The organism is Actinosynnema sp. NPDC037264 (genome assembly GCF_055603705.1).
Genome location: NZ_JBVJVK010000003.1, coordinates 136,164 through 148,583, shown reverse-complemented (window position 1 = coordinate 148,583; position 12,420 = coordinate 136,164). Strand labels below are relative to the sequence as shown.

General features: G+C 72.3%; 9 protein-coding genes. 6 read left to right on the top strand and 3 right to left on the bottom strand.

Features of this window, described 5'->3' with window-relative positions:
* Positions 1-100: 100 nt before the first annotated feature.
* On the top strand, positions 101-910 hold the full coding sequence (locus ACZ7GX_RS05255; protein ID WP_498773074.1) for a transglycosylase SLT domain-containing protein: 810 nt from the start codon (positions 101-103) through the stop codon (positions 908-910).
* 244 nt (positions 911-1,154) lie between these two features.
* Here ACZ7GX_RS05255 and ACZ7GX_RS05250 read toward each other — a convergent pair whose 3' ends face one another.
* The 3 genes from ACZ7GX_RS05250 to ACZ7GX_RS05240 all read right to left on the bottom strand — a co-directional run bounded on the left by ACZ7GX_RS05250 (position 1,155) and on the right by ACZ7GX_RS05240 (position 5,634).
* A complete protein-coding gene (locus ACZ7GX_RS05250) occupies positions 1,155-2,549 on the bottom strand; it encodes a BNR repeat-containing protein (RefSeq protein WP_498773072.1) in 1,395 nt (464 codons plus the stop codon).
* 142 nt (positions 2,550-2,691) lie between these two features.
* Complete coding sequence (locus ACZ7GX_RS05245) at positions 2,692-3,477, bottom strand: endonuclease/exonuclease/phosphatase family protein (protein ID WP_498773070.1); 786 nt, start codon at positions 3,475-3,477, stop codon at positions 2,692-2,694.
* Positions 3,478-3,552: 75 nt separating this feature from the next.
* On the bottom strand, positions 3,553-5,634 hold the full coding sequence (locus ACZ7GX_RS05240) for a sigma-70 family RNA polymerase sigma factor (protein WP_498773068.1): 2,082 nt from the start codon (positions 5,632-5,634) through the stop codon (positions 3,553-3,555).
* A 249-nt stretch (positions 5,635-5,883) separates the two neighbouring features.
* Between ACZ7GX_RS05240 and ACZ7GX_RS05235 the strand changes: the two genes are divergently transcribed.
* The 5 genes from ACZ7GX_RS05235 to ACZ7GX_RS05215 all read left to right on the top strand — a co-directional run bounded on the left by ACZ7GX_RS05235 (position 5,884) and on the right by ACZ7GX_RS05215 (position 12,232).
* Positions 5,884-7,344 carry a pectinesterase family protein gene (locus tag ACZ7GX_RS05235; RefSeq protein ID WP_498773066.1) on the top strand — a complete coding sequence of 487 codons (1,461 nt, stop codon included), beginning with the start codon at positions 5,884-5,886 and terminating at the stop codon, positions 7,342-7,344.
* Positions 7,345-7,385: 41 nt separating this feature from the next.
* A complete protein-coding gene (locus ACZ7GX_RS05230) occupies positions 7,386-8,795 on the top strand; it encodes an RICIN domain-containing protein (RefSeq protein WP_498773064.1) in 1,410 nt (469 codons plus the stop codon).
* Positions 8,796-8,986: 191 nt separating this feature from the next.
* A complete protein-coding gene (locus ACZ7GX_RS05225; protein ID WP_498773062.1) occupies positions 8,987-9,481 on the top strand; it encodes a (2Fe-2S)-binding protein in 495 nt (164 codons plus the stop codon).
* A complete protein-coding gene (locus tag ACZ7GX_RS05220) occupies positions 9,478-11,493 on the top strand; it encodes a xanthine dehydrogenase family protein molybdopterin-binding subunit (protein WP_498773060.1) in 2,016 nt (671 codons plus the stop codon). Before ACZ7GX_RS05225 ends, ACZ7GX_RS05220 begins: the two co-directional genes overlap by 4 nt.
* Positions 11,494-11,551: 58 nt before the next feature.
* A complete protein-coding gene (locus tag ACZ7GX_RS05215; RefSeq protein ID WP_498773058.1) occupies positions 11,552-12,232 on the top strand; it encodes a hypothetical protein in 681 nt (226 codons plus the stop codon).
* Positions 12,233-12,420 lie beyond the last annotated feature (188 nt).

The following is a 12,420-nucleotide window of genomic DNA, read 5'->3' as shown; positions in this document are numbered from 1 at the left end:
AGGGACACGGGCCCGACATCCCCCGATACGGCCCAAGTCCACCTGGATCCCCCGCCAGGTCTCCGGTGACGGAGTTCCCCGACCGCAGGAGGCTGCACCCTTGGCTCGGCACGTCCGTCACAAGAACAAACGTGGGCAGACCACCTTCCAGGTACCCCCGCCGCCGCCCGGCTACAAGGGCGCGCACCGGGCCGAGGCCGAGCGGGTGCTCCCGCGACGCATCGCCGGTGTCGCGGTGGCCGTCGGCATCGTCTCCGGCGCCGGAGCGGCGGCGCACGCGATGACCGGGACGTTCAGCCCGGTGGCCGGTGGCGCGGACCTCGGCGGCGTGCCGGACGAGACGGTGCGCACCGGCAAGGTCGACACGGTGCACGCCGTGGACCTCGGCTCGGAGACCGCCCGGATCATCCGCCAGGAGCAACTGGCCGCGCTGCACACGTTCAACCAGGCCAGCGGCATCGCGCAGGACGGCTACACGGCCCGCAAGGCGGCCGAGGAGCAGGCGGCGCGCGAAGCCCGCGAGGCCGAGGAGGCGCGCAAGCCGCCGAAGCAGCGCCAGGTCGAGGGCTGGATCCGCGAGGCGATCGCCGTCCTGGCCGCCAACGGCACCGCGATCGACGAGAGCAGCGTCGACGAGATCTACACGATCATCATCAAGGAGTCCAACGGCAACCCGAACGCCGTCAACACCTGGGACTCCAACGCCGCCCGCGGCACACCCTCCAAGGGCCTGATGCAGTGCATCGACCCGACGTTCCAGTCCTACAAGCTGGCCGGGTACGACGACATCTACGCGCCGGTCGACAACATCATCGCGGGCGTCCGCTACACCTACGCGCGCTACGGCGGCTTCGCCCGCCACCCCGGGCTCGTCGGCATCAACGCCGGCACCGGGTACGTCGGGTACTGAGCGGGTCGAGCCGGTCGCCGTCCCGGTGGAACGGGTCACGCCGACGCACCGCGACGAACGGGTGCACGAGAGCCGCGGCCGACCGCCGTGCGCGGCGACCGGTTCGACGAACGCCTGGTCCGACGAACGCCCGAGCCGCGGGCCGTCGCGGTGACCGGACGTTCCCGATCGGCTCCCGCGTCGCGCCGGGTCACCCGACCGACCCGGCTCAGGGGCCCTCTGGCCGAGGACCCCTGACCGAACCTCAGCCCAGGCGGAAGTCGGCGACCCGGATCGGCGACGGCGTGGTGCCGCTGGAGCGCTGTTGGTACTGCACCGACAGCACGCCGTCCGCGGCCAGCCTGGACGTGTCGACGTTGACCTCGCCGAACGCGTTCATCGACGACCGGTCGAAGACCAGGGTCCAGTCGGTCCACCCACTGGCCTTGCTCGCCGACACGATCCGGCCGCGCGGCATCACCAGGTAGGCGTTGTCGGCGCGGTCGAAGACGAGCTTCGTCCTCTGGGTGCTGCCCGGCGCCACCGGCACCTCGCGCTTGGTCCACGTGCCGTTCGAGTTGCGCACCACGTGGAACGTCCGCCCGTACTGGGTGCGCTGCTGCGAGTAGTTCGAGACGCACTGCGTGAACCGGCCAGGCACGTAGCTGATCACCACGTGGGGCGTGCCCGCCGAGTCCGCGTTCTGGCCCTCCTGGTTCATCAGGCCGTGGTTCGGGTCCAACGGGTCCGCGACCAGGCCCGGCGAGATCACCGACACCCGCGTGCCGCCCGTCGTGCCGACGACCGCGCCCGCCCCGTTGCGCCAGGTCCGACCGAGGTCGTCGCTGTAGACGTAACCGGTGTCGTGGTTGGTCAGGCCGCCCGGGCTGCACAGCACGCCCGAGTTGCCCTCGCGCCAGGTGAACGCCGCGTGCAGCCGACCGCGCCGGTCGTAGGTCAGGCCGTGCAGGTACATGTTGCGGGTCGTGGACACGACACCGTTCGGCCCCTGGTAGTTGCCGGTGGCCGACGACCACCCGCCCAGCCGCCGCCACGCGCCGCCGGTGTACTCGGCCAGCTCGTTCACGCCGTTGCCCGACCTGCCGGTGCGGAAGCTGAACTGCAACGCGCCCTCGGGCGTGACGACGAACTGCGGGTACGTCATGTTGCCGAGCTCCACCCCGCCCAGGGTCCGCTGCACGGCGCCGAACACCGACGGCGACCAGGCGTGCGAACCGGGCTGCGAGGCGAGCCCGGCGACCGACTTCGAGTAGTACAGCCGCGTGTCGTGGGTGTCCATCGCGACGTGCAGCGTGCCGTCCTGGGGCGAGATGCCCAGCGAGATCACGTTGTGCGAGTCGTCGGCGCTCAGCCGGTGCGGCAGCACCGCCTTCTCCCAACTGCCGCCCAACGCCCGCCGCGCGATCACGGCGTTGCGCGTGGAGGTGTACCAGGCCGCGTACTGGTGGCCGTTGTAGGTGACCAGCGCGTCCTGGAACGCGTTGTTGTTGACCAGGCCGTCGTAGGACACGAAGTACAGCGCCGACTGGTCGAGCAGCGTGTCGGACAGCAGGGTGACGCCCGGCGCGGCCTGCGCCACGCCGGGCTGGACCAGGGACGCGGCCAGCACGATGGCCGCCGCGAGTGGTGCCTTCCTCATTGAAGACCTCGGGGATCGGTTGTCGGTGACGACGGCGGACCACGACTGTGACACAGGGCTGAAACGTTTCACAAGAAGTGGTCCACCGGGTGCCGATCACCCACCCGCGGTCGGGCCGCGCGGAAGCCTGTCGGCGGACGTGTCAGGGGCGCAGGCCGGCGCGCACGACGAGCGCGTCGTGGTCGGTGTGCGTGGTCGGCTCGATCTCCAGCACGGGCGCGGCGAGGGTGCCGTAGGCGTGCTGGATGCCGGGCGCCTGCGTGGCGGCGGCGTCGGTCAGCGTCCAGTGACCCCGCGGCGCGCAGGAGGCACGCCGGTTGACGTCGCCGGCGAAGAGGGTCGGTCGCCCGCGGGAGGCGAGCACCCCGGTCAGCTCGGCGCACTGGACCGCGTTGGGGGTGCCGGGCGCCTCGCCGCCGGTGGACAGGTGGGTGGTGCACACGTCCACGCGGCGGGCGGTCGTCACGCACAGCCAGCGCCGTTGCTCAACCCCGTTGAACACCGAGAACGGCGCGTCCTCGGCGGCGTGGATCGCCTCCTTGGTCAGCACGGCGTTGCCGAACACGCCCCGGCCCTCCGGCGACTTGCAGGCCAGCGGGGCGCCGCGGTAGATCACCGTCGCGAAGCGGTGGTGGTAACCGGTGCGCGCGGCGATCTCGGCCACGTCACCGCTGCACGCCTCGTTGAGGGTGACCGCGTTGACGTCGTTGGCCTCGATGCGGGCGACCACCTCGGCCACGATCTTCGGGTACTCGGTCCTGGCGTAGCAGCCGGCGTACCCGCTGGAGCAGACATTCATGTGCAGCAAGGAGTAGGGCGGGCGCGCGCCCGGCCCGTCGGCCTCGGCCACCCCGGGTGACAGCAGGCCGATGGCCACCAGGCAGGCGAGCAGTGCGGCGCGCGAGCGCGCGGTGCGTCGTGGGATCACAGCGGGATTGTGCGGACCGCGCACCGGGATCCCGAAGGCCCTTCGGCAACTGTTCACCGCGGCGCCCGCCGCCGGTCAGCGCCCGGTCGTCATCGGGGCGCCCACGGACGGGTCCTTGGTGTTGACGAGGTAGTCGGTGGGCGGCAGGGAACCGTCCGGGGCCCGGGGGCCTTCGGCGGTGGTCGCGTCCAGGCTGCGCAGCACGTGGGTGCCCCAGTCGGGCAGGTCCCAGGTGTTGCCGTCGGCGGGGACCCGGCGGGCGGGGACGACCTGCTCGCGGTTGCCGAAGGAGAAGTTGCGGCGCACCGCGGAGTTCGAGGAGCCCAGGGCGAAGCCGTCGCCGGCGTTGCGCAGGGCGCTGTTGCCGGTGAACTCCTTGGGCGGCGAGCCGCCGGCGGCGAAGCCGTCGCCGTTGTTCTTCCACGCGGCGCTGCGGGTGACGACGTGCGCGCCCAGCTCGCCGAGGTCGAAGCCGCGGCCCGAGCCGCCGACCGAGGGCAGGGACCAGCGGTTGACGCCGTTGCCCCAGGACCAGGTCGAGTCCACGGTGACCGGGTCGGTGAAGCCGTCGACCACCAGCCCGTCGTCGACGTTGTGGAACGTCCGGCAGCCGCGCACCACGTTGCCCGCGCCCGAACCGGGACCGAGGACCAGCCCGTCCGCGTCACGGCCCGCCGGGTCGTGGTTGTCGTGGAAGTCGCTGTCGAGCACCTGGTTGTCGGCGGTGCCGGGTCCGTGCAGGTGCAGCCCGGAGCCGAGGTTGCCGTGCACCGACAGGCCCTGGAACACCGTGGCGCGGCACGACCGGCACGAGTACGCGACGCCCGGCGCGCCGGTGATCTCCAGCCCCCGCACGACCCAGTGCGCGGCTTGCTGCGTGACGAACGGCCCGCCGCCGCGCACCAAACCGCCGTCCAGGACGGCGTGCTCCCCCGCCGCGCTCATCAGCGTGATGGGCTGGTCGGGCGTGCCGCTGGTGGTGATCTCCACCGGGGAGGCCGGGCGGTGCGTGCCGCCGCGCAGGTAGATCGTCTGACCGGGCCGCACCACGGACACCGCGTGGCCCAGCGAGGCGAACGGCTCGGCCTCGGTGCCCGCGCCGGCGTCGCTGCCGCCCGGTGCGACGTAGAGCGCCACCGGGACGTCCGTGACCACCGCCGACGTCGTGGTCGCGGTGGCCGGCCCGGTCGTCGCGGCCGCCGTGGTCGAGAGGGTGGGCAGGGCGATCTCCTCGCGCCGCTCGTCCGGCGGCGTCGGCGTGACCCACACCGTCAACGCCACGGCCGTGCCGCCGACGATGGGCACGGCGGCCAGGACCGGTTTCGTCCACACCAGGTCGAAGAACCGCCGCACCGCCTCGACCACGCCGGCGTGCGCGGGCACGTGCGGCAGCACCGACGGCACCGCCAGCAGGCCGATGCCCAGCGCCAGCTGGTCGGACGAGGTCCGCGGGACGCCGACCGCCGCGCACACGGCGCAGCCGCGCACGTGGCGGGCCAGGCGCTTGAGCCACCGCCGCTCGGGGACGCCGGCCCAGCCCCGGCCGGTGTCGGCCAAGCCGGGGCACCGCGGCGTGGCCCGCCACGCGCGCAGCACGGTGCGGGCGGTCAGCAGCCGTTCCTTCACGCGCCGCACCCGCACCGCGGCGTGCGCGGGGCTGACCGACAGCGCCTCGGCCACCTCGGCCCTGGTCAGCTCCCCGTTGACCTCCTGCCACCACAGCGCCAGCACGCGTTGCTCGTCCGGCTCGAGCCACCGGGTCGCGGCGAGCATGTCCCGCCGCTCCTGCTGCGCCATCACCCGGTCGACCGCGTCGTCGGCGACCCGCGCGCCGAGGTCGGAGGGGTCCGCGAGGCCGTCGAGCGGCAGTCGGCGCGCGAGCGCGGCACGGCGGCCCCGGGCGTGGTTGCGGACCTGCCGGATGGCGGTGGTGACGACCCACGCGCGGAACCGCTCCGGGTCGTCGAGCGCGGGCAGGCCCCGCACCACCCGCAGCATCGTCTCCTGCACCACGTCGTCCGCCTCCGGGTCGCCGGGCAGCGCGCGGTGGACCACGTTGGCGACCAGGGGCAGGTAGGCCGCGAGCAGGTCGTCCAGCGCGCGCCGGTCACCGGACCTGGCCGCCGCGACCACCTCGGCGTCGACCGTCGTGCGCACTCGTGGCCTCCCCTCGACCGGCCGCACGCTGCGCGCGCGACGCGGGCGCAAGAGGCTCGCACAGGTGGTGAAACGTTGTAAAGATCGTCGAACCGTTCGACGCCCCGGCCCGTGCCGCTCGTCCGAACGAGTGAACCCGGCCCGTTTCTGTTATCGCTAACAAGCCGCTGTGTCTGTGCACCGGAGCCTCGTCCCCGGTCGGGACGGGGCCTCACCGTCATCGATGCCGGTCCGAGGAAGGAACCCCCTGTGCAGGGCAGCAGAAGTGAAGGAGCCGACGGCGTTCGGCGGACGTGGTGGCCGGTGTGGTCGCCGGTGGTCGCCGTGCTGGCGTTGGCCCTCGGCGCGACGGTCCTGACGTCGCCCTCCGCCACCGCGGCCACCCCCGTGGCCAACACCACCTACACGGTCGCGGTGAAGAACAGCGGCAAGTGCCTCGACGTGCCCTACGGCGAACCCGTCGACGAACTCAAAGTCCAGCAGTGGACCTGCTCCAACGGCACCATGCAGCAATGGACCCTCCGCGACGCCGGGTCCGGCCTGTTCACCATGACCAACGTCGCCAGCGGCAAGTGCCTCGACATCCCCCACGGCGAAGCCACCCTGTTCCTCCAAGCCCAGCAATACACCTGCTGGGACGGCCAGATGCAGAAATGGCGCCTCACCCCCTCCGGCACCGGCACCTACCAGATCATCAACGCCCAAACCGGACTCTGCCTCGCCAACAAAGACGCCGCCCAGGACAACGGCGTCGCCATCGTCCAGGAAACCTGCACCGCCAACAGCAACAAGCAATGGCTCTTCACCCCGGTCGGCTCGACCGCGCAGCCGACCGTGGCCGCGGACGGCACGGGCCGGTACCGGACGGTGCAGGAGGCGGTCAACGCCGCGCCGACCAACAGCTCCGCCCGGACCGTGATCACCATCAAGGCGGGCACGTACCGCCAGGTCGTGACGGTGCCCTCGACCAAGACCAACATCACGTTCCAGGGCCTGGGCTCGTCGCCGTCGCAGACCGTGCTGGTGTTCAACAACAGCGCCTACACGCACGGAACGTTCAACAGCGCCAGTGTGTTCGTGCAAGGCAAGGGCTTCGAGGCTCACAACCTGACGATCTCGAACGACTTCGACGAGAACTCGACGTCGAGCGGTCACCAGGCGGTGGCGCTGCACCTCAACGCCGACCGCGCGGTGTTCAAGAACGTCCGGCTGCTCGGCGACCAGGACACCTTCCTGGTCAACGACAACACCCGCGCCTACATGGCGGACTCCTACGTCGAGGGCACCGTCGACTTCATCTTCGGCGGCGGCACCATGGTCTTCCACCGCACCACCGCGCACGAGAAGCGCACCAGCGGCGGGCCGATCACCGCGGCCAGCACCCCGGCGGCGAAGAAGTACGGCTTCCTGTTCTACCGGTCGACCGTCACCGGCACGGCGAACAACGTCACGCAACTGGGCCGCCCGTGGCGCCCGGACGCGCAGGTGCTGTACCGGGAGTCGACCCTGAACGCGACCGTGAAGACGGCGCAGCCGTGGACCGACATGTCCGGCAACTCGTGGAAGAACGCGCGGTTCCTCGAATACCGCAACACCGGCTCGGGCTCGGGGGTCAACAGCAACCGGCCGCAGCTGTCGGACGCCCAGGCGGCCGAGTACACCCCGCAGAAGTACCTCGCGGGCAGCGACGGCTGGAACCCCGTGAGCTGACGTCGACCACCACCCCTCCGTTCCCCACAGAAGGACTACCGATGCGCAAGAAGATCCTCGCGCTGCTCGCGGCCTCGGTCGCGGTGGCGGGCGCGGTCGTCGTGGGCGGATCGTCCGCCCAGGCCGCCGTGCCGGGCGCGAACACCACCTACACGGTCGCGGTGAAGAACAGCGGCAAGTGCCTCGACGTGCCCTACGGCGAACCCGTCGACGAACTCAAAGTCCAGCAGTGGACCTGCTCCAACGGCACCATGCAGCAATGGACCCTCCGCGACGCCGGGTCCGGCCTGTTCACCATGACCAACGTCGCCAGCGGGAAATGCCTCGACATCCCCCACGGCGAAGCCACCCTGTTCCTCCAAGCCCAGCAATACACCTGCTGGGACGGCCAGATGCAGAAATGGCGCCTCACCCCCTCCGGCACCGGCACCTACCAGATCATCAACGCCCAAACCGGACTCTGCCTCGCCAACAAAGACGCCGCCCAGGACAACGGCGTCGCCATCGTCCAGGAAACCTGCACCGCCAACAGCAACAAGCAATGGCTCTTCACCCCGGTCGGCGGCCGGTCCTGGTCCGACACCGCCGACGGGTTCGCCACCGGGACCACCGGCGGCGCGGGCGGCCAGACGGTGACCGCGACGACCTACGCCGACCTGGTGCGGTACGCCGGGTCGAGCACCGCCCACACCATCCGGGTCGACCGGGCGATCACCGTGACCCCGTACGGCACCGAGATCAAGGTCGCCTCCAACAAGACGATCATCGGCGTCGGCACGGCCGGCCAGATCGTGAACGGCGGGTTCAACCTCAACGGCGTGTCCAACGTGATCATCCGGAACCTGACCATCCGCGACACCCGGATGAGCGATGACGACCCGGGTGACGACGGGTACGACTACGACGGCATCCAGGTCGACGCCTCCCGCAACGTCTGGATCGACCACAACACCATCCTGCGCATGAACGACGGCCTCGTGGACCTGCGCAAGGACAGCACCAACGTGACGGTGTCGTGGAACCGCCTCGGCGAGAACAACAAGGCCTTCGGCATCGGCTGGACGACCAACGTCACCGCGCGCATGACCATCCACCACAACTGGATGCACAACAACAACTCGCGCAACCCCAGCACCGACAACGTGGCCAACGCCCACCTCTACAACAACTACCTGCAGAACGTCACCGGCTACGGCAACTACGCCCGCGGCAGCACGAAGATGGTCATCGAGAACTCCTACTACGACTCGGTGAAGGACCCGTACTACCGCGACGACGCCGCCCAGCTGCGCCAGTCCGGCAGCATCGTGGTCAACTCGACGGGTCAGCGGGAGACCGGCGGCTCCGCCTTCGACCCGCGGTCGTTCTACCCCTACACCCTCGACGCGGCCGGGGACGTGCCGAACCTGGTGCGCACCTACGCCGGTCCGCAGGCCACCATCGGCCGGTGACCCCGCGCCGGGCGGGCCGGCCCTCCGCCCCCGGCCCGCTCGGCGATCGGCCCGCCCGCAGCACCCCTCGCACCGGCGCGCAACCGCCTGTCGGCCGTACCCGAGCGATGCTCAGTCGGCTGAACGATTGATTGCCTGCTGGTCCGCGCGCCACCACGATGGGGTCGAGCCGAACGTGAAGGGGTGTCCTGGTGGGGCGATACCGGTTGCACGTCAACGGCGAGCGGCGGGAGGTGGACGTTCCCGGGCAGACGCCGCTGTTGTGGGCGTTGCGGGAACAGCTGGGCGTGCTCGGACCCAAGTACGGCTGCGGGGTCGGTGCGTGCGGCGCCTGCACGTCCCTTGTGGACGGTCAGGCGGCACGGCCCTGCATCACGCCCGTCAGCGAGGCGCAGGGCAAGCGCGTCACCACCATCGAGGGCCTGTCGGAGGACGGCGACCACCCGGTGCAGCGGGCGTGGCTGGAGCTGAACGTCGCGCAGTGCGGCTACTGCCAGGCCGGCCAGATCATGTCGACGGTCGCGCTGCTGGCCGCCAACCCCGACCCGGACGACGCCGAGATCGACGCCGCCCTGCGCGACAACGTGTGCCGCTGCGGCACCTACACGCGGGTGCGGGCGGCCGTCCGACGTGCCGCCCGACTGGCCTCGGAGCAGCAGCGACCGACCACCGGGGATGAGCGATGAAGATCAGCCGGCGCACGTTCCTGGGTGGCGTGCTGGTCGTCTCCGTCCCGGTCGCGCTGCCCGGTCCGGCCGAGGCGGTCGAGGAGTTCGCGCCCAACGTCTTCGTCCGGTTGGACGACCGCGGCCGGATCACCGCGACCGCGCCCAAGCCCGACTCCGGGCAGGGCGTGCGCACCGTGGTCGCCCTGCTGGTCGCCGAGGAGCTGGCGGTCGGCCTGGACGACGTCCGGCTGGAGCAGGCGCACGGCGACACGGCCCGGTACGGCTCGCAGGGCGTCGGCAACTCCTTCTCCGCCCGGCAGCTCTACGAGCCGATGCGCCGTGCCGCCGCGACCGCCCGTTGCCTGCTGGTCGCGGCCGCCGCGCAACGGTGGGGCGTGCCGGTCGAGGAGTGCACCACCCGGGACGGCGCGGTCCACCACGGGCGGCGCGTGCTGCGGTACGGGAGCCTGGTGCGGGACGCGGCGGCGTTGGACCCGGCGACCGTGCCCGTGACGACGACGCCGCCGGAGCGGTGGCGCCTGCTCGGCCGCACGCGGGCCGGTGGCGTGGACGCGAAGGCGATCGTGACCGGCCGGGCCCGGTACGGCATCGACACCCGGCCACCGGGAGCGCTGGTCGCCGTCGTGCTCCGGCCGCAGTGGATCGGCGCGCTGGTCGACGCGGTGGACGACAGCGCGGCCCGAGCGGTGCCGGGCGTGGTCGCGGTGACGGCGCTGGACCCGGCGACGTCCGGCCAGGGCGGGGTGGCGGTGATCGCCCGGTCGATGCCCGAGGCGCTGCGCGGGCGGGAGGCGCTGCGCGTGACGTGGCGCGGCGGCACGCCGACCGCGGACAGCAGGCAGTGGCTCGCGGACCTGGAGGCCGCGCTGCCCGCCGTGCCGACCGCGCCGGGCCCGGTGGCGTTCGAGGCCACCTACAAGCTGCCGCTGCTGGCGCACGCGCCGATGGAACCGATGAACGCCACCGCGCACCTCACCGACACCGGCCTCACCGTGTGGACGCCGACGCAGGACCCGGGCTCGTTGCGGCAGGCCCTGGCCGGTCAGCTCGGGCTCGACCCGGCGACCGTGCGGGTCGAGCCCACGTTGAGCGGCGGCGCGTTCGGCCGGCGCATCGAGTCCGACCCGGTGCTGGAGGCCGTCGCCTGCTCACGGGTGGCGGGCGCGCCGGTGAGCGTGCTGTGGACCCGTGACGACGACATGCGGCACGACTCGTACCGACCGATGTCGGTGCACCGGCTGTCCGCGGTCCTCGACGCGTCGGGCGTGCCGACGTGGCGGGCGCACGGCGTCGCGACCTGGCCGCTGAACATCCTGCCGTTCTTCAACAACCCCGCCATCGTCAAGGCCAGCGGCGACCACTTCCCGTACTCGGTACCCGGCCGGGTGGACGTGGCCCTGCGGGAAGCGCCGCTGCGCACCGGGTTCTGGCGCGCGGTCTACGCCGGGCACTTCCAGTACGCCGAGGAGAACTTCCTGAGCGAACTCGGCCACCGCGCCGGGCTCGACCAGGTCGACCTGCGACGCCGGCTGCTGCCCGCCGACTCGCGGCTGCGACGGGCGCTGGACGCGGCGGCGGCCCGCGCGGGCGCCGTCCGACCGGGCTCCACCCGGGGAGTCGCGTGCCACGACGACTACGGCTCGGTGATCGCGGTGATCGCCGACGCCGCCGAGGGCAAGGTCCGCCGCGTCACCGCGGCCGTCGACGTGGGCCCGGTGCTGCACCCGTCCGGGGTGCGCGCGCAGGTCGAGGGCGGCGTGATGGACGCGTTGTCCACGGTGTCGGGCGCGCAGATCACCGTGCGGGACGGGCGGGTCGTGCAGTCGTCGTTCCGCGACTACGCGTGGGCGCGCATCGACCAGGCGCCGGACGTCGACGTGGTGCTCGTGCGGTCGGACGCGCCCATCGGCGGCCTGGGCGAACTGGCCTTCCCGCCCGCCGCGGCGGCGATCGCGTCCGCCACGGGGCGGCCCGTCACCGGCATGCCGGTGAACGCGGAGGTGGGCTGAACCGCGGCTCGCCGAAAATCCGGTGGTGCCGCGGGGAGGCCCACCTACTCTCTGCGCCATGGACATGGTGGACCTGTGGCGACCGACCGGACGTGCCGAGCTGGACCTCGTCGCGGCGGCGGGGTGGCGGGCGTGGCCGCCGCGGCTGCCCGACCAGCCGATCTTCTACCCGGTGGCGAACCGCTGGTACGCCACCAAGATCGCGCGCGAGTGGAACGTGCCCGACAAGGGCGTCGGTTTCGTCACGCGGTTCCGCGTGCGGCGCGACTTCCTCGACCGGTACCCCGTGCAGCAGGCCGGCGGGCGTGACGTGCTGGAGCACTGGGTGCCCGCCGAGGACCTGGAGGAGTTCAACGCCAACATCGTCGGCGAGATCGTGTGCGAGGCCGAGTACCGGGGCCCGGTGGCGGACGAGGAGTTCGACCGCGCCGAGGCCGCGCTGGGACGTCCGCTGCCGGCCGCGTGGCGGCGCTACCTCCAGGGCGAGTCGTGGTTCCGAAGTGGGTGGCGTGGCGACACGTTCGTCACCCTCTACCCGCCAAGCGAGACGCTGGCGGCCACCGAGCACGCGGGCGCGGCGGTCATCGGCGACGACGGCGCACGGGGACGGCTCGCGTTCGACCTGACCGCGGACCCCGCTCCCGTGTCGCTGCTGGGGGCCAGGTCGGACGCCGTGCCGGTGGCCCCGGACGCCGACGCGTTCACCGCGCGGGTGGAGTCCGGCGACCTCTCCTGGTGACCGCGCACGAGCCGCCGGTAGTGCATTCGGGTGGCCGAACACCCTTCCAAAAGACGCTGACCGCACCGTGACGGGTGGCTAGCGTCGAGGCGTCGGGGGCTTCGTCACCTTCCGGTTCCACCGCCACCGCGGGTCTGCGACGCCCCCGGACCGCGCGATCCTCGCGCGCGCCGAATCCGGGAGGTACG